12 protein-coding genes are annotated in these 18507 nt (G+C 46.9%); all 12 read right to left on the minus strand.

Annotated features, from left to right (window positions below):
* Positions 1–120: 120 nt before the first annotated feature.
* A complete protein-coding gene (locus AC1XUF_RS13435; RefSeq protein WP_483342317.1) occupies positions 121–1839 on the minus strand; it encodes an FAD-dependent oxidoreductase in 1719 nt (572 codons plus the stop codon).
* Between the two features lie 135 nt (positions 1840–1974).
* Positions 1975–2874 (minus strand): anti-sigma factor, encoded by a 900-nt coding sequence (locus AC1XUF_RS13440; RefSeq protein WP_483342318.1) that lies wholly within the window; start codon positions 2872–2874, stop codon positions 1975–1977.
* Positions 2871–3416, minus strand: a complete 546-nt coding sequence (locus tag AC1XUF_RS13445) for an RNA polymerase sigma factor (protein ID WP_483342319.1) — start codon at positions 3414–3416, stop codon at positions 2871–2873. The genes AC1XUF_RS13440 and AC1XUF_RS13445 overlap by 4 nt, the downstream gene beginning before the upstream one ends.
* 240 nt (positions 3417–3656) lie before the next feature.
* A complete protein-coding gene (gene gldF, locus AC1XUF_RS13450; protein WP_483342320.1) occupies positions 3657–4385 on the minus strand; it encodes a gliding motility-associated ABC transporter permease subunit GldF in 729 nt (242 codons plus the stop codon).
* 25 nt (positions 4386–4410) lie between these two features.
* Positions 4411–4926, minus strand: a complete 516-nt coding sequence (locus AC1XUF_RS13455) for a DUF4199 domain-containing protein (protein ID WP_483342321.1) — start codon at positions 4924–4926, stop codon at positions 4411–4413.
* Between the two features lie 12 nt (positions 4927–4938).
* Complete coding sequence (locus AC1XUF_RS13460; RefSeq protein WP_483342322.1) at positions 4939–5499, minus strand: DUF4199 domain-containing protein; 561 nt, start codon at positions 5497–5499, stop codon at positions 4939–4941.
* The gene (locus tag AC1XUF_RS13465) at positions 5496–6779 is read right to left on the minus strand and encodes a dihydroorotase (RefSeq protein ID WP_483342323.1); all 1284 of its coding nucleotides are present in this window, start codon (positions 6777–6779) and stop codon (positions 5496–5498) included. The genes AC1XUF_RS13460 and AC1XUF_RS13465 overlap by 4 nt, the downstream gene beginning before the upstream one ends.
* 83 nt (positions 6780–6862) lie before the next feature.
* A complete protein-coding gene (gene gcvH / locus AC1XUF_RS13470; RefSeq protein WP_483342324.1) occupies positions 6863–7243 on the minus strand; it encodes a glycine cleavage system protein GcvH in 381 nt (126 codons plus the stop codon).
* Positions 7244–7317: 74 nt separating this feature from the next.
* Positions 7318–14475: a T9SS outer membrane translocon Sov/SprA gene (gene sov, locus AC1XUF_RS13475; RefSeq protein ID WP_483342325.1), complete on the minus strand. Its 7158-nt coding sequence runs from the start codon at positions 14473–14475 to the stop codon at positions 7318–7320.
* A 99-nt stretch (positions 14476–14574) separates the two neighbouring features.
* A complete protein-coding gene (ruvA, locus tag AC1XUF_RS13480) occupies positions 14575–15165 on the minus strand; it encodes a Holliday junction branch migration protein RuvA (RefSeq protein ID WP_483342326.1) in 591 nt (196 codons plus the stop codon).
* Positions 15166–15199: 34 nt separating this feature from the next.
* Positions 15200–16774 (minus strand): lytic transglycosylase domain-containing protein, encoded by a 1575-nt coding sequence (locus AC1XUF_RS13485; protein ID WP_483342327.1) that lies wholly within the window; start codon positions 16772–16774, stop codon positions 15200–15202.
* Between the two features lie 273 nt (positions 16775–17047).
* On the minus strand, positions 17048–18505 hold the full coding sequence (gene gatA / locus AC1XUF_RS13490; protein ID WP_483342328.1) for an Asp-tRNA(Asn)/Glu-tRNA(Gln) amidotransferase subunit GatA: 1458 nt from the start codon (positions 18503–18505) through the stop codon (positions 17048–17050).
* Positions 18506–18507 lie beyond the last annotated feature (2 nt).

An 18507-nucleotide genomic window follows, 5' to 3' on the forward strand; every position in this document is an offset into this window, starting at 1 on the left:
TAATTGCATAGTTGCATTCTGTAACTATAACAAGAAGTTTGTGTAAAATACGATAGTTCAGTTATTATGTACAACCGTAAAATAAGTTTATCCCAGAATTAGCTCGCCTATCGAAATCGCCTACCCCTTCCACTCCAACTCCACCCCTTCCCCCACCAAAAACCCCTGAAACCCTTCCAACAACCCCTTATCCTCCCTCACCCCTCGCGGTACAACCTTCTTCTCCATAGCAAACTTCACCAGCAACCCCACAGCCTCCCCAATGCTCCATTCCACGGGATGAAGCCGATAACACCCATTCGTAATGTGCGTAGTACCAATATTCTTATTGGCAGGAAGCAGATTTTCCATGCGTATGGGGATGAGGGCGCCGAGGGGGATCTGGAATGGCAGGGAGGCGAAGTCGATGTAATTGTCGCCGGCGCTGCTGGGGTGGAGGTCGATGTGGTAGTAGCCGATGCCGACGCTGTCGGGGAAGGTGGCGGCTTTGGTTTTGTCGCCGGGAGCTCCGTTTGAGATGGCAATTTCGCGGTTTGCGGCGCCTACATGTTCTTCTTTGATGGTGAAAAGTGCCTTGATGCGCCGCGATTCGCGGACGTAGGGGTATTTGGCGAGGCCGTCGTCGGTGCCCATGATGTCTTTCCGGAGGCGGATGCCGGGCCAGCCTTTGCCGCCGTCGGGGCGCGGGGCCTCGGTTTGCAGCCAGTATAGGAGCGAGAGGCTGAGCTGTTTGGCGCGGTCGACGTGCTTTTTGAAATCCTTTTCGCTCGCGCCGACGAGGTTGCCGAGCATATAATCGTTTTGCGGCCAGTTGACGATCGTGATGTCGCCCGCGTAGGTGCCGGGCGTGAAGTTCTGGCGGCTGATGATGCGGCGGTACACCCAGAGGTTGAGGGCGTCGCCGGTTTTGATTCCTTCCGGATGGAAGCCGAGTGTTTTCGGTTCGAGGGTTTTGGGATTGGAATACGCCAGGTCCAGCAGCCTGCCCGACCAGGGTTTGCTCATTTTGGGGACGTGGTTTCGCCAGAAATCATATTCGGCGGGCTTTTCGATGACGTGGTTTTCGCCCGGCCGGTAATCCATCGCGAAACACATAGTGAATGCCTGCACATTGTCGGGATTGCCTTTTTCGGGGGCGTGGAGCTCGTTGGTTTCGGCTTTGGATTCGGTGCCGGTGACGAACTCGGTGCTGGTGATCGGCAGCAGGTCGCCCAGCTCGGTAGCATCCACGAAATAGGGCGCGGTCAATGTCAAATGTTTGCCTGAGCGATTGTTTTTTACTTCCAGCGAAGTCACGCGGTTGCCCTGCACTTCGGCGGAAACTGCTTTGTGCTCGGTGAGTAACGTCAGCTTGCCGGTACTGAGGTAAGGCGCAAACAGATCATTCAGAACCGCGACGGCGACTTTGGGCTCGCAGCAAATGCGCGACACAGCACCATCGCCGGGATTGAGGTTTTTGCGATTTTTGGCTTCCTCTGCAAGCGGGTAATTTTTGATATAATATTGGCGGATCGCATTGCGGAAATCACGGTAAGCTTTCGGGGCGCCGTGGGTTTCGATCCACTGATGCTCGTCGGGTGGCACGCCCTGCTGGGATATCTGCCCGCCGATCCAGTCGGTTTCTTCGGTTAGGATTACGGTGAGGCCGTTTCGCAATGCTGCAAATGCCGCTGCGCAGCCGCCGAGGCCGCCGCCTGCAATCACCAGGTCGGCTTTGAGGGTTTCTTTTGCTTTATTTTCACGCAAAAAAGGCCCGGACTGTGCGGCCGGACCTTCTTGCATGTTATTGACTAATGCACTGGTAAGTGCGATGTTTCCTAAAAAACTGCGACGCTTCATTTACTTACTATCTAAATGCATTTAAACGCCTTTGTCATGCTGAGCGAAGTCGAAGCACGTCACTGGCTTGGCACTATGCTTTTTTGCTTCCTGCCTAGCCAGCAGCGTGCTTCGACTCCGCTCAGCATGACAAAATTAACTCACTTTTCCCATCACATACATCTCCTCCATCGTCGGGCTTGGCACACCTCCCTCTTTCTCCAGTGTGATCGCAAATGCTACTGCGCCGGGTTTGGTTTCTTTCATTCTCAAAACCTTTCCTGTAAACTGGTTATCAAGCATTCCCACATCTACCGGCTTTCCGTCAACAATCGTCCAAAGCTGGTATTGCTTGCCGGCAGGCGCTGGCGGAAGGCTTTGCACGTCGAGCATGACTTCATTGGTTTTCTGGTTCCAGAATGCGGCTACCGAACTTCCTGGTGATTTGGCAAGGCCTGCCATTTGCACGGTTTTGAAATCGGGATTCCGGTAAAGGCTTGCGAGCGACTGGTTATAGTCAAATCCTTGTTTCAGCGTAGCCAATTCGTTTTTTACGCCCGACATTTCACCGGCCAGCTCTTCGTTTGTGTCTTTTAGTTTAGACATTTGCGAAGCAAAGTACCCTGCAAAAATCGCTAGTAGTATCGCCGCGGCAACAGCTATTTTTGCCCAAATCGGCGTTACTTCTCTTGTTTCAACTCTATCAAAAACATTTTCGATCACCTTCGGGTCGGAACTGCTAACCTGTGTCGGCTCGCCGGTTCCGCTGATGCTTTCTACGTAATCACTTGTCAGATCTTCGGTGGGTGTTTCTTCCGCTTCCTGCAATGCATCAAAATTCATTCTAGCGAAAAGTGACTCTTTCAGCGAAGCTGGCGGAGCCGTCTGATGCTTTAATGCATATTCTTCAAGCGCGCTTTCAGTACGTAATAGCTCTTCCTTGATCTCAGGGTAAATATGAGACATGCACTCCACTTCCTGCTTTTCCTGAGGAGAAACAGTGCCCAATACATATTCCTCTAATATACCGGACTCTATGTAGGCTTGGATATTCATACTGCAAAGTATTGTTTTAACTCTTGTAATGCTGTTCGGATCCTCGATTTCACTGTACCTAATGGTATGCTAAGTTCCTCGGAAATTTCTTCATGGGTATAGCCCTGGAAATAGGCCATATCAATAAGGATCTTTCTTTCGGGCCTCAGCATATTGATGATTGCCTTCATTTCCGAACTGGAATTCTGCGATTCCTCATATACGTCGCGCTGATTCAGTACAGCCCTGTCGTCAATATCATCCATTGCCGGTTTTCTTCCTTCCACCCTCACCGCATCTATTGCGCCGTTCCTCGCAATGTTCATGATCCATGTAAACAATCTTCCTTTCTCGGGGTTATAGGAAGCGATATTCTTCCATATCTTCAAAAAGGATTCCTGCAATACATCTGCGGCTTTCTCCTCGTCCCTCAACGTTTTTGAAATGATATTAAACAAAGCACCTGAGTAGTGGTCGTACAGGAATTCGAAAGCAGTGCGCTCGTTTCGCTTGAGAGCTAACACCAATTCCTCTTCCGAGTATTTTACCTTGCTTGTCGCCAAGAGTTGCTTAACTTTTAATTGTACATTACGTGCAGGCAATCTAGTGAAATTTCCGTAGAACAGGGCAGGGCCATTCCAAATTATTGTCCCAGTCTGACCCGTTGCCGGTACCACCATCAACCCCCACACCGGCGGAGCCCCCGCCCTTATATTTGAAGTCATCATCTTAGTGTGCTTTTTCTCATATACGCACAACAGACCAGATTGGATCAAATACGGTTTAGGTCAGTAAAAAACGCCCTATTTTCTGAGATTTTCCACTCGCCAGAGTGTAAGGCAAATAAATAAAGCCATGGTACTGAGCAGATAAATAACATTGCGGGAGTCAACCACTCCCCTCCCTAGTGATTGATACTGAGCATCTAATGCCGCCCAGGAAAATATTTGTGAAAGGATACTCGTACCAAACAAAGTAGAAATTGCACCAAAACCAACATACCAGACAAAGGCCAGGAACACGCCCAGCATAAATGCGACGATCTGATTATCGTTGAGGGAAGAGCACCAGATACCCATCGAAACAACAACGCCACTCAAAAGTAACAGCCCGATATACGACCCGAAAACTGAAGCAGAATCGACGTTCCCTTCCGGGTTACCCAACTTGTAGACACTGTAATAATAGATCGTCGTGGGCACGAGGGTCACCAGTACCAGCACCCAGTTGGCGAAAAATTTACCCAGCACGAGTTCAGCATTACGGAGCGGTTTGGTAAGTAACAATTCGAGCGTTCCGTTGCGCAGTTCCTCGGCAAACGAACGCATAGTAATGGCGGGAATGAGAAAAATCAACACATAAGGCGCGAGGCTGAAAAAAGAACCGAGATCGGCATAACCATAATCCAGGATATTGGACTCGGGAAAAACCCAGACGATTAATCCTACCGCCGTCAGGAACACGCCCATCACAATATAGGCGATCAGCGAATTGAAAAAACTACCTATCTCTTTGTTAAAAACTGCCAGCACCAGTCTGAAATTTAAACAACTAAAATCAATCAAAAACCGGTTTTTCCCGGCGCATGATGGCCGCGATAATCAGCGAAACAATGAAGCCTGTCATGACATACCCCAATATGCCTATAACGAACACAACGCCGGGTGACATAAACTTCTGAGATAATTCCATGGCCTGGTCAATCTGGGAATCATCCATACCCCTTCTTTCCATATCTTCACGTACCTGATCCATTCCCTGGGTAAGCAATGTATTATCAATAAACTGGATGTAAAACATCGTAAAAGCAGAACTTAGCAATCCCATCACAGCCGACACCAGCGTTCCAAGGCCCAATCCTTCACCGTACGACATAAAGCCCTTACTTTGCTCCCTGAAATCCTTCATAGCCAATATGATGGCGATAATCATGAAAACGAAGGACAGCGACGATAATATTTTATTCTGAGAAAATCCGGCAACATTGAGGATGGTCGAGTAAATCATGATCACAACAGATCCGATCACTCCATATTTCAAGGCAACCCTGGCAGTAGATATTTTTTCTTCCATGTTAAGATAAATTTAAGACTTATTTTGGTAGAGGCCGTAATCCTGCTTCCTGAATATCAATGAAATAACCAAAATGGGAATAATGGCCATCACTGTTTTTTTACTTACTTCATCCATGATGATCCCGGATGTTTCCATACTTTCCACTCCGTTGTACATTTTCAGGAACTCCGCTTCGCCAATGTTCTTAACCAGTTCTGTTTTTCCTTCCAGCATCAAAGTTTTCATCTGTGCCAGGTAGTCTGTAAACACGGAAGGATCCACATAAGTAACAAAAAAGTAGATCAGCCACCCGGCAATCAACGCGCCGATGGTATTTACCACGTACCCGATCGTCAACGCTTCCCAAAGGTGCATAAAGCCATTGCCGACCTTTTTACGATAATACCAGCATGCACCGGCGATCATGATCACATGGATTCCGAAATCCAGAACTTTGTTATTTCCCAGCGGTACTATGCCCATTAAATACAGGCCGATAAAAAATACAAATACTAAAATGCCTGTTGCGAGGCCAAAAAGCAACGAAAGTTTTAAAATAGGTTTATTAAAATAAGCAATTATTGATTTCATGAATACCACTCCAGTTTTCCATTGTTGATAACCCCTTTTACTTTCCCCCTAAGCTTCTGTCCCAAAAAAGGTGTGTTCTTTGATTTGGAATAACTTTTTCCAAAACTCCATGCAGCATCCGGCTCAAAGAGTGTCACATTGGCAAGTGCTCCTACTTCAATCGCCAATTCGGGAAGTCGAAGTATCCGTCTCGGCGCGGAAGTGAGCTTTTCGACCACTTCTTCAATCGGCAAACCACTATGCATTACCGCCAGTGAAAATGCTGTTTCCAACCCTGTCATTCCAAAATCAGCATGGTCAAATTCAAGGTTTTTGCTCTCCTCGTCATGCGGGTTATGGTCCGATACGATCGCGTCGATCGTTCCGTCCGCCAGAGCGCTCCTTAATGATTCCTGGTCGCCAGCCGACCGGAAAGGCGGGTTGACTTTCAGATTGGTGTCAAAATCGATCAGGTCTTTGTCTTCGAAAGCAAGCTGGTGCGCCGCGATATCACAGGAAACCGGCAGTCCTTTTTTCTTCGCCTCCCTGACCAGTTCCACGCCGGCGGTGGTAGAAATCAACGAAATGTGAAGCGCAGGTGCCCCCGACTGGTACATGCTTTTTTCCAGCGCATAGTCCAGCAATTTGAGGTCACGGTTCAACATCATTTCCTCAGCCAACGAAGGCATGCCTTTTAATCCGATCAAAGTACTCGTAATACCCTCGTGCATTTGTCCGTAAAGCGTCAGTTGCCGGTCTTCCGGGCGGTTCATCAGCAATGCATTCAGGGGTTGCAAATACAAAATTGTTTTCAGAAAAAGGTCTGCATTCTGTACCGGATGTTCTCCGTCTGTAAAAGCAATGGCCCCTGCCTCATGCAGGTCGATCATTTCCGTGAAATCCACGCCTTCTGCATTCCGGCTTACCGCCGCTGCCACATGCAATTTCACTAATCCCCCGGAACCCGACTGCCGTATGTAATTCAAGGTATCCTTACTATGTACGACAGGCTGCGTATTGGGCAATAAAACGATTTCGGTGAAACCGCCATGAGCCGCTGCCGCACGTACCGACGTCAGATCTTCCTTGTGCTCAAATCCCGGGTCACGTCCCGCGACCCGCATATCAATCCAGCCTGCCGACATGCAAAGCCCCTCCCCTATCAATACCTCCGCCTGATCTGTAATAATGTCTTGTCCTATTTCCTTTAGTTTCCCATCCTCTATCAATACGTCGCATATCTGTCCGTTGAAGGAGGATTTTTTATCAATGATTCGAACGGAACGAACTAATACTTTCATGTTTTTCAATCTAATAACCGGTATCCGATGAGGGGAAACCGATGTCAAAAAAAAAGCTCCGAATGGAGCTTAAAACCTAAATATCAGGCACCTATATATTTCTGGTAATCTTCGGCCGACAATAAACCATCTTCATCGCCAGGACTTGCCAAACTGATCTTCACCATCCATCCGTCACCATAGGGATCTGTGTTGACAAGTTCTGGCTCGCCGTCCAGTTTTTCATTTACTTCCAGCACCGTACCAGCTATCGGTATGAAAAGATCCGAAACCGTTTTTACGGCTTCTACAGATCCAAAAATTTCCCCCTTTTCCAGAGCATCCCCGATCGTATTAATGTCAACATACACAATATCACCTAATTCATTCTGTGCATGGTCCGTAATTCCAATGATGGCTGTATCTCCTTCAATACGAATCCATTCGTGATCTTCTGTGTATTTTATATCTGACGGAAAATTCATGATTTGATCAGGTAAGTTAAAACATCTTTGAACCGCAAATTACAGGATGTGGCGTGTATTTTCCAAATCAAATATTATTCTGCCAAATTGAACTTTAACTGCACCCCGCCAGAGGTACTGGCCCTGTAAAATGAATTGGAAACGAGCGGATCATTGAAAGTTCTATCGAAATAGAATTGAAGACTCAACCTGTTATTGACCATATAATTGATCGTTGGCCTGAGCTGAAAGTTGATGTTTCCGGCAATCGGAATATTTTCCCCGTCAAATTTCCTCTGAATCGACCGGGTATCTCGGAACGTCAGGCCGAGCTGCATGGTCATATCATTCTTAAGCTTCCTTTTGACCCCATTGATCTTGAAAGGAATGGCTACATTGTTTTTAGTGAAACCAATGTTCACGGTCACATCCTGGTTGAACAGCTCTGCCACCTGGGAGTTAGATAAATTGAGCGCCACAGTTCTGTCGCGGTTATATTCTACACGTGCTGTGACGCGGCTTTGGGTGCGGAATTCAACGCCTACCAACGGCTGAAATTTTTCGGACAGCGTGATCGTGCTCATCGCGAAAACAGGTACATATTGTCCGAGATCATTCAACCGTGAAGACAATGGATAGCCCGTCACGGCGAGGTTCACATAAAGCGCTTCATAATCCAGTGAGGAAGTAAAGTTACCTACGCTGTAATTGGACATATACTTATGTTTTAAAGTAAAAGAGCTGAACAGCTTCTTGAACATCGGCAACTGGGACAATCCGTTGTAGCTGAGGTCCCAGTTTGGCATCGGGAATTTCAGGAACGGGTTTGTCCGCACCGTATTGGGGTCTTTACCGGTATAAGCCGCAAAGAATGAGGAAATCAAAACGTCCTGCGAAGTTTCGTTGTACTCTCCGCCACTTTTATTTTCAGCATTCAGCCTGTCGCGCAGGATTGTCCTATACGCCCTGAATTTGTCAAAAACAGGCGAAGAATTGTCACGCCGCATTTTTGCAAAAGCCGTACGGAATGACATAAACGACATACTGAACTGTCCGTTCCGTAGCGGACTTTGGGAAACAAAGCTACCAGTAGAATCAGGCCTGTAAAACTCCTGATATGCATCTTGCCTGGTGAGTCTGGCCTCGATAATCAACCTGAAATCCTTGAAAGGCTCGAGTGTTGTATTGGCAGAAAAATTCTTGGCGATCGTCTGCTGAAAAGGCATGTTTTGCTCCCTGCTTGTTGTAATCCAGCCTTTTTGCGCCGCCTTAACCTGGAAATTACGGTCTTGCTGGCCCAGTACGAAAGGCAACCCTGGCGCATTGGTTCTATCAATCCCGAAATATTTCGGTGCATGCAGGTAACCTGGCAATGCCGTGGTTTCAGTAACAGAATAACTCACATTGATACCTCTTACGGTCATCAAGGCCCTTGTCAGGCTTTTAAGAATATCGGTCGTCCTCATATCGATTTCCTCAATATCCCCCGGACTTCTCGCAAAGTTTTTACGTGCTGCAGAAGGGGTATTTGCAAATTTCAGATAACGAAGTTTATTATAGAGCAAAACAAAATCGACCTTGCCGGTAACCCCGCGCTCCCGGCTATTCCGAATGATATCCCCAAACGGAAGGCCCAGGGTATCTTTCAATCCCAATGCATTGGCCTGGTACTGATAAGCTACCGAATGTTTATAATCGGCTGTCATCCAATCAGTCAACGGAATTTTATCCAAAGGCAAACGATACGTGAAGTCTATTTTCTGGTCAAAGTTTTTGATCCTGCCCAGCTTTTTAAAATTGGTCCAAAGCGAATCCTTTTTCTCGGCAGTATTGATATCGCCCATTGGTTCATCGATGATGGAACTGGCCGATGCGTTATAGGTCAATGTCATATTCCTGGTTAGGTTCCAGCCAAAATCATAGTAACGGTTAAACCAGAAGTATTTTTCAAATAATGGCTGAATCCCATCTGTAGTCAGGTCTGCATTGCGTAACTGGGTTTTAAGAAAACGGCGGTCCACATCGGTGCGGACCTGCACCATATTAGGGAGTAATGTCAGGTTAACATCCTTGATCAGATCCGCCCAGCGACTTGTGGCTTTCCAATTCTTAAATGGTTCGAATGCTTTGGGCTGGCTACTGTAAATGTAGGCTATCCCACCTTTGTACAAACGCTGATTGTATTCCTGAGTCAGCACGTTCCTGCGCTTATCGTCGCTGTAAGCATAATTAAATGCGAAATTCTCAAAATCATAAAAATGGTTTTTCGCTCCGGGTTTCATTTTAATTTTCCGGACATTGGAAAAGTTAAACCCTCGCTTGACTGCATTTTCCTCTACCATCCTGCTATATCCATCCCGTTCTTCATCCGTCAGCAGGTTACCCAGCGACGTACTTAAAGGCGTGTCCGGGTCGAGCGGATTAAAATGCGGCTTTACATTCCGCCGGTCATAGCTCACAAACAGCGGTATACTGAATCCCCATTCGGCCGGAAGTAACTTATCCAATGCAATATTGGACGACACTCCATACTCCTGAGTAAAATTCCTTGAACGCTCACCAATACGCTGCTGGACACTTCCAAAGCCAAAAGTTTCTATCCGCCCGGAAGCCGTGAGCGTGGCAAAATCGGCCAGTTTCGCGTTCAACTGTGCTATCGCCGCTATACCTCCTGTATCATCAAACCCTTCCACATGCATTTCATCCACCCAGATGCAAAAGGTTTTAGGACGTTCGTCACTTGATTTGGGATTTCGCATCCCAATCATCATCACGCGGACCGAACTCAGATCGGGATTACCTACAACCGTCAGCCTGAACTTTCCATCGGAAGTTCTGACCGTGTAAGGAACACTCAGGTTTTTATCGATCTGTCTGTTGCGTTCAGCCTTTGCTGCAATCAAGTCTGCCAGCGCGATATTAATTTCATTCCCTTCCGGCCAGATTTCCGTCGGATCTGTCGCGGACGGGCGCGTAGCCTGCAAGGTTGAAAGATCTATTTCGTAGTAATTCTGGGTAAGGTCCGTGCCAACACGCATGAAGGCCCCTACCATGCCGTCCTCACTTTGTTCATTCTGCATGTGGACATACATCCGAAGCCTTTTGCGGAACAGCAAATCAAGGTTCACATTTTTGTAAACGGCCCTTGAGTCTCCGTCCCGCAAATCTGTTACGCAAAGGCTCATGGATTGCTCATTCAGCAGCAAGGGAGGCCTTTGGGTATTGTCCTGGTCACGTTTCCAGCCCGGAGGAATGGAGTAGATATATTTATTGGCACCACCGCGAGGGTCGCTATTTTCTTCGATACTTACCGTACCAACTGTGAATTTTGCATCATAAGGTTCAGGTACTTCCTGCAAACCCGGCGCATCCAGATTGGATGTATACTTCCGGTATTGCTGGCCTACCATCTGCAATTGCGCGAAACGCAATACGACAGGCTGCTGAAAATCCGTCAGGTACATCCTCATGAACCTGATGGACTTGAAACCGTTCATGTTCCCCACCACGCCGGAAAACTCTTTGATCGGCACCCTAAACAGATACCAGTTCTGACCATTGGTTTCCGTTTTATCCACAATATAACCATTGCCGATAGCCAGTTGATTGGGTTTTAAATCGATCTCGTACTCGTAATATGCTTCATTGTCATTGATCGTATTGTCGACGTTCATATCCTCGCCATCGGGAACATTGGTCGATGCCGGCGTTACATCCGTGGCCCGGCCCTGGCTTTCCGGAGAGTTGTTCTCCATTCCGATGTAGTTCTTATAGCGCTCTAATACCTTCAGACCGGCGCTATCCAAATCAGCCCCGAGGAAAAACTTAAAATCGTCACCCGACGGATCCGATAGTATTTTCTCTCTTGCCGCCGGGGTAAGGTTAGCGGGAAGTCGGCTCAGGTAATCCCGAAAGAAATTACGCTCCTCCTCATTTGACAACCCGTCCAATCCAATATCCTGCTTCTGCCGCGCACCCGATTCGTTACTGAATGCATTGATCAGATATTGGGACTTCGTCGCATATCCCCAGGCCGTCGAATCGACATTGACGCCTACTTGCTTGGGGACCAGTGGAAGGCCGTTTTCAAAATTGTAACGTTCGTCAGGGATCACATCCTCGGAAATATCGCCCAGGTTGAACACCAGCTTGCCGCCGGTTGTGTTGTTTTTGTTTTCAATACCGTCCCTTACCCGTCCATTGTCTCCGGCGATAAAAGGATCAAGCATCCAGAATTCGATGCTCTCTATGTTGGCATTGTCGAAATCGTTATCAGAAGTAATGGCACGACTGATTGCCCCGAAATTAGTTCGTGGTGTTTTTAAGCGCCCGTCCGAAGCCAAGTCTGTATTGTAATTGTACATACCTCTTTCGCTGGGGTAGTAGGCGATATCCAAAACCTGCTGCGGATACGTTACCAAACCTGCAATGGCCCGGTTGGGGAAAATTTCATTGGGCAGATATAACCTTTCGTAGAAAAACTGGCGGTCGGACTCTTCGATATTACTCGGAGGTGTGTAACCGCCACCAAGTCCCTGTGTTCCTCCAAAAATGTTATCGACGGTATAGGCTGAAATCTTGGCTCGTCTGTATCCATAGTTCAACGTTTTCCCGTCCAGTCCTTCCCGAAACTTGGTTGGTACGGAGGCAAGACGCCATTTCTGGGGCTGGCGAGAAAGATCATAAATCGTCCGTGCCGCTTCAAAATCATCCACCAGTGAACGGTTGTTCACATCTTTTGAAACACCAGGCAATAACTTGGCAAGTTCACCTTTGAACTGTATGCTCGACATTTCCTTCGTTTGCAATAAAGGAAGCGCATCCAGCCATTTGGTCAGAAAGGGTACATCCTTTCTGAAATTAATACTGAAACCGAGCATTGTATTATTGACTGGCTCATTCCCAATGGAAACCCTTGACAAAAACCCCGCTGTCCTTTCGCGGTATTTCATAATGGTCGCACCAATACTCAGGTCACGGTTTACGACATAGTCCAAATGCGTACCCAGCAAGGAACGGATCTGGTTCTGGAACATATCAGGCCTTTCGTACTCGATCACAATTTCGCGTCCGGAATTAAGGACGCTGCTATTCAGTAACCGCACCCGGCCAATTTGGGCTTCAACAATATAATCAGAGCCCGCTGCAAGAGGTACCCCGCCGGAAGTAACGGTAACTGAAGTTTCCAATACTCCAAACGGGAGCTGCACTTCCGCTCCCCCGCTGGACTGGTAAGTACCTTTCAGGAAAAACTTATTCCGCTCTGTAATTTGCTGCGCATCGATCATCGTTGTCCGATACAGCTCATTGAACACATATTTGTTCCTGTACTGATCTTCTCCGGCACCGAATTTTCTGGAGAGGTTGGACCCAAAGGGTTCAAGAACGGGAAAAATGATACGGCCCGTTTTGCTATCCATCGTAATACCGTCGACAAAGTCAAAATTTCCGTCTGGTTGCAGATCATTTACCGGGTTGAGGCGATCGAGACCGGCGAGCCGGATCAACGGAACATTGGCAATGCTGCTTTCCTGTAAGTTGGGATTATCAATACCAGTCTGATCATCCTTATAAATAATCCTAAGTTGGAAACCCTGTTTATCAATCTGGCTTGTTCCGAGGGAGTAAATGTTTTTCATCATCAGGTCCCACATCGGAAGCTTGGTATTGTTCCGGATAGTCGACGACTTCAATAATTTCAATGCAATAACTTCATTATCCTTCCTGGCCTGGTAATCTTCTGTCAATTCCCCCACTTTGAATGCACGGCCATTGAGGGTATATTCATAAGAAACCGCCAATACCTCGTCGTTTCTAAGTGCGTTGGTGAGTGAGATATAGCCTAATTGCGGATGAAAAGTATAATCCCTGTCTGCGACAAGCCTCTTTGAACCTCGTAACAACTCATAATCAACTGTTCTCTCAAAACCCAGACCAGTGATGACACTATTGGTATTATCAACCTGCCGAAACGCGTCATTTGTAGTTAGTGCCTGATAAAGCCCGTTTGCTGCATTGTCGGCTGGTGACGTCGATCGGATCGGTTGCAAACTCGGGTTGGCTGACCTGTAAGGCGCTGGTTCGCCAAGATCCGCAAAACCAACCACATTCCGGAGCGACTCGGTTGTCGTTGTCCGGTTTGTCACATATACTTCAAGCCGCGTCACTGTCACGCCCGAGGTAATGGTAGGCGTATTTTGCAAAGAGCTTTCGTACCTGTTCCTGAAATATTGGGACAGGAAAAAGTTACGGTTCTCATCATAAGTATCGGCCCGGAGTTCAAAATCCCGGTTTTGGGCTCCTCCGCGCAAGACAATCCGCTCTTTACTGGATTTTTGTTGTGAAGCGACAAAAGTGGCACTCAACCGACCAAACTGAAAGTCTGTCTTTAGCCCGAATAAATTCTGAACGCCGGGAATAAGCTGACTGTTGATGGCCCAGTTGATATTTCCGGCCTCAATTTTACGGATAAAGCTCTCTTCAGGGTTTTTGTAATTCAGTTTAATCGCGTTCTCAAAGTTGAAGTTGGCCTTTGTATCGAAATTAGTTTGAAACCCAAGCTGGTCCCCCAATTTAGCATCGAAGTTGATACTGATCTGCTCGTTGAAAATAAACTGCGTATTCTTCCTCTGACGGATAGGAATGGAAGGATTGTCCAGAAACTGGTGCATCAGTCCCAGATCAAGGGAAACAAAACCAGTTGGTTTGAAATTGATAAAATCGTCCCCCAGCAATTTGGAAAGCGCAGGCGGAATGTCCAGTTTGGGCAATAGACCCCTTGCTCCCATGGCACTTTTGCCATCCTGCCTTCCCGCATACTCGCGCAACAAACTTTTGAACGCCCGGTCTTCCTGGATTTTATCATAAGTTTCCAAGTCCATGCGCTCAGGGGCACGAAAGTTGAGATTTCCGGAAGGAGTCTGGATTTTTTCGGAAACAGCCACCTTACCGGCACTGTCCAGGACAATGGCAGTTGAGATATTAGCTGGATCACGCATGTAAAATGGCGATCTCGGGCGGGGTTCCACTATCCGGTTGGAGTAATAGTCCTTCCAACGCATGATCAGTTGGTTGCCGGAGCGGTCCACATTTTTCTTTACAGTGTCTTCCCTGATGGTATCTTCCAGTATCGCGAGCTCCTGACCCTGCGCTGCATACGGCTCATCCCTTTCAACCGAAACGTTTGCTAACAATATCGCTCCTGCTGAAATACTTAATACCTTAAAGAGAAATGAGTAGATCGTTGATGACAAGGTAATATACTTATTTAGAGAAGGTTGTATCTACAATCAAAGCCATCAGAACGATTTTACTATCGTAAATTTTTTCACCAAATATCATTGCGGTCCTGGTTATCGAAGCGCCAGTTTTATCAAGTTTTCAACAGTAATGGATTGTCCTTCGCGCTTAATAATCGCATCCAGACTTTTTTCCGCGGTCGCTTTGGGTATACCTAATGTTACCAATGCCGCCAATGCTTCACTCCTTAAAGTACCGGAAGATGTTTCTGAGGATTTTGGGCCTGTTGAGACCAGCTCTTCCTTGCGCATTTTATCTCTCAATTCCAGAATAACGCGTTGAGCAGTTTTCGACCCAATCCCTTTGATCGATTGGATCAGACGCAGGTCTTCGTCTATAATTCCCCGCCGTATTTCAGAGGATGAAAGTGATGAGAGCATAACCAGAGCAGTGGACGGACCAATTCCCGATATGCCAACCAGATCAAGGAAAAGCTTTTTCTCATCATTCCCCCAAAAGCCATAAAGTACATGGGCATCTTCCCGTATATTGAGAAACGTTACCAATTTGCAGCGTTCTCCGATTTCCGGAAGCGACGTATAGGTTTGTAATGATATGCGCACTTCATAGCCTATTCCATTTACATCAATAATGGCGTATGCCGGATCCTTATAGGTTACAGTTCCGTTAACGTAGGCAATCATATATATAGTATGTGTGTTTTGTTACTACTGTTCACTACGTCGAAATGATCAGTTTTTGTCCAGGCTTGATAGAGTTGCCTCTGATCCTGTTGCGTTTTTTCAATTGACTGATTTCCAGTCCGTAACGTTGTGAAATAATCCATAATGTGTCACCTTTCTGGACGGTATGGTAACGTTTTTTGATATGTCTGTCCTTTTTTGCTGGCTGCTGTTCCTCATTCCTGTAGGAAGCCATGGCTACGCGCGTTGTTGGCGCTGCTACTTTTACTTCTTTAAAGATTACCAGCCGTTGCCCTCGTCGGATGCTGTTTCGCCGGATGTGGTTCCATTGTTTCAACTCTGAAACCGAAACGTGGTACCGCCTTGCAATCGCGCCCAGATTCTCTCCCCGGCGTACGGTATGGGAAGATCTCCTGGTTTGGGTGCTGGATATGGCAAGTTCCTCACTCTCGGGATCTTCATCCTCGTCTGCACTGGTCTCATTCGAAGCCAGTGCATAGGGGAAAGAGGAGTTTTTACCTAATGAATCCACCGCTGTACTGTCGGCCTTTGCAACCATCATCCCGGAGGTGGTAAATCTTCTGGTGCAGGAATCCATAATTACCTTCCGGTTGCTGGCCAGATAAGTGTATTGAACACTCGGCACTTTCAGAACAAAATCCCGCGTCTGATCAGGCAGTATTGTCTTTGTAATCTGAGGGTTCAGCTTTTTAAGATCCTCAAAATTGATACTGCTTTGCTGGCAGAAAGTGAGCAGGTCGATATATCCGTTGATGTGGATGGTGTCATTGGGAATCTGGAATTCGGTGTTTTCAGGGTAGATACCGTGATCGTACCCGTAGTTCATCATGTAGTTCATCGCGACATATTGGGGTACATACGATCTGGTTTCTCTCGGAAGCACATTATAGATCGTCCAGAAGGTGGTTCCCTTTGACCGCCGCATGGCGCGTTTGACATTCCCCGGACCTGTATTGTATGATGCGAGTGCCAGTTCCCAATCTCCAAAAATCCTGTAAAGTTGTGCAAGGTACTGGCAGGCCGCTTCTGTCGCTTTTACGGGTTCAAAACGTTCGTCAATGTATTTGTCTTGATACAAGCCGAATTCCCTTCCAGTTGCAGGCATGAATTGCCATAAGCCACCCGCTCTTGCATGTGAGATCACGGTCGGATTAAGCCCCGATTCGATCATCGATAAGTATTTCAGTTCGGTCGGAAGACCATGCTTCTGAAGTTCCTTCTCAAAAAGAGGAAAATAGAGTGGCATTCTCTCCATCATCGTTTTGGTAAACGCCGCTTTTTTGTAAATGAAATATTCTACAAATTCGTGTGAAGACTTATGATAGGTAAGCGGAATTGATTTTTCGAGCTTTGCAAACCGTTCTTTGAGCAGCGCCTCAGGCACTGCTGGGTTTGGGCCTATTTCTTCAACTTCCGGTAAATAAGGCAACAAATTTGCATCTGCCTGAGCAATTTTCCCCAGGGTATCCGGCTCGAATGCTAACTTCTCTTGTGGAATCGCCGGAGGAGCGCCCCCCGCCATTGCAGGCGAATTCCAGTATCCCAAACACACGGCTCCGAGCCACAATACTTTTGTTGAAATCCTCATCAATAATGTTTTTTGAAGGTTAATCAATTCACGGTTTTCAATGGCTAGTACCTGTTGATGAATAACTTACAGATAAAAATCCTTTTTAATTTTCCTGATGAATCAGAATAATCTCTAACACATTTTGCTTATTGCTCACAAAAATCTTTGACAGAATAACTTTAGCAGAAACGTCTGTTATTCTGGCACGATAATTTTCTTTAAACCTCGGGTTAAATACAAACGCTGCTTAAGAAGCAAGATCACAAAAATGATCAATTCATTTTAAGTAATCTAGTGATTTGTATTGTATTCTGCGGCAACTTTTTCGTTCAGCCTGGTGAGGTAGCTGGCAAAGGCCAGCATTTTCTCTTCACCAAAATAAGGGGCCATCACCTGAATTCCAATTGGCATTCCATGTTGGTCGAGACCGTTGGGAATGGATACAGCCGGATTTCCAACAACATTCGCCTGAACTGTGAAGATATCAGCGAGATACATTTGCAATGGATCTTCCGTCTTCTCTCCTATTGTAAAGGCGGTGGTAGGCGTGACCGGCGAGATCAGAAAATCAAACTGCTCGAAGAACCTGTCCGTTTCCTCCCGCACCAGTCTTCTAACGCGTTGCGCCTTGGTATAGTATGCGTCGTAGTAATTCGCGCTCAGGACGAAAGTCCCCAGCAATATCCTTCTTCTCACCTCCTCACCGAAAGCCTCCGTGCGTGTTTTTTTGTACATAGTTTCCAGATCTTTCGATTCCGTACTTCTGTATCCATATCGTACGCCGTCAAACCTTGATAAGTTCGAGCTTGCTTCGGCGGTTGTTAAAATATAATAAGTAGGCAATAAAGAATCAAGCAGGGCCATTTTTACTGGTGTAACTTCATGGCCTTCTGCACGTAGTTTATTGAGAATGTCGAGCGTTTGCTGACGAATTTCAAATGAGATAGCTTCATTTTCCACTGCTTCCTCGATGTATCCGACCCTCGCTTTTCCACTCCAGTTTAGTGCGGAAGTATAAGATGGTACCGGTTTTTCGGATACCGTGCTATCGAAACCGTCCGCACCAGCCATGATTTCCAAGATGAGCGCCGCATCTTCAATACTTTTGGTGATTGGCCCTACGCAATCAAATGAGGAGGCATAGGCGATCAGCCCATACCTGGAAACCCTTCCATAGGATGGTTTAACCCCGACGACCCCACAAAAAGCAGCTGGCTGCCGGACAGACCCACCCGTATCGCTACCTAATGAGGCGTGACACATGCCTGCCTGAACCGCTACTGCCGAGCCGCCCGACGATCCTCCCGGAACTTTGGAATGGTCGGCCGCATTGAGTACAGGCCCAAATGAAGAATTTTCATTGGAAGAACCCATCGCAAACTCGTCACAGTTTTGCCTTCCGATGACAATCGCATCTTCGTCTAGAAGCCTTTGAACCGCAGTTGCTGTAAATGGTGCCCGGTAAGATTGCAGAATCTTGCTTCCTGCTTGAAGCCCGTGTCCTTTGTAGGATAGGACATCTTTAAGCCCGATAATAAGCCCCGCCAGTTTCCCCGCAGTTCTACCGGCTATTTTTTCATCCAAAGTAAGGGCTGCCTTTTTTGCCTCGTCGGCATAAACCTCCACGAAGGCATTCAGATGTTTGTTGGACTCTATTTTCTGCAGATAATGATCAACTAACTTGACGCAGGTCAAACCTCCTTCACGCAAATCTTTCTGGATATCGGCTAGCGTCAGATACTCTTTCAATG

The organism is Dyadobacter sp. HNCC25DJ185 (assembly GCF_056895195.1).

Coding starts and splice junctions, on each gene's coding strand:
- AC1XUF_RS13440 (WP_483342318.1), bottom strand. CDS start 2,874: ATGAATATCCAAGCCTACATAGAGTCCGGTATATTAGAGGAATATGTA.
- AC1XUF_RS13485 (WP_483342327.1), bottom strand. CDS start 16,774: ATGAGGATTTCAACAAAAGTATTGTGGCTCGGAGCCGTGTGTTTGGGA.
- AC1XUF_RS13465 (WP_483342323.1), bottom strand. CDS start 6,779: ATGAAAGTATTAGTTCGTTCCGTTCGAATCATTGATAAAAAATCCTCC.
- ruvA (WP_483342326.1), bottom strand. CDS start 15,165: ATGATTGCCTACGTTAACGGAACTGTAACCTATAAGGATCCGGCATAC.
- AC1XUF_RS13455 (WP_483342321.1), bottom strand. CDS start 4,926: ATGGAAGAAAAAATATCTACTGCCAGGGTTGCCTTGAAATATGGAGTG.
- AC1XUF_RS13435 (WP_483342317.1), bottom strand. CDS start 1,839: ATGAAGCGTCGCAGTTTTTTAGGAAACATCGCACTTACCAGTGCATTA.
- AC1XUF_RS13460 (WP_483342322.1), bottom strand. CDS start 5,499: ATGAAATCAATAATTGCTTATTTTAATAAACCTATTTTAAAACTTTCG.
- gcvH (WP_483342324.1), bottom strand. CDS start 7,243: ATGAATTTTCCGTCAGATATAAAATACACAGAAGATCACGAATGGATT.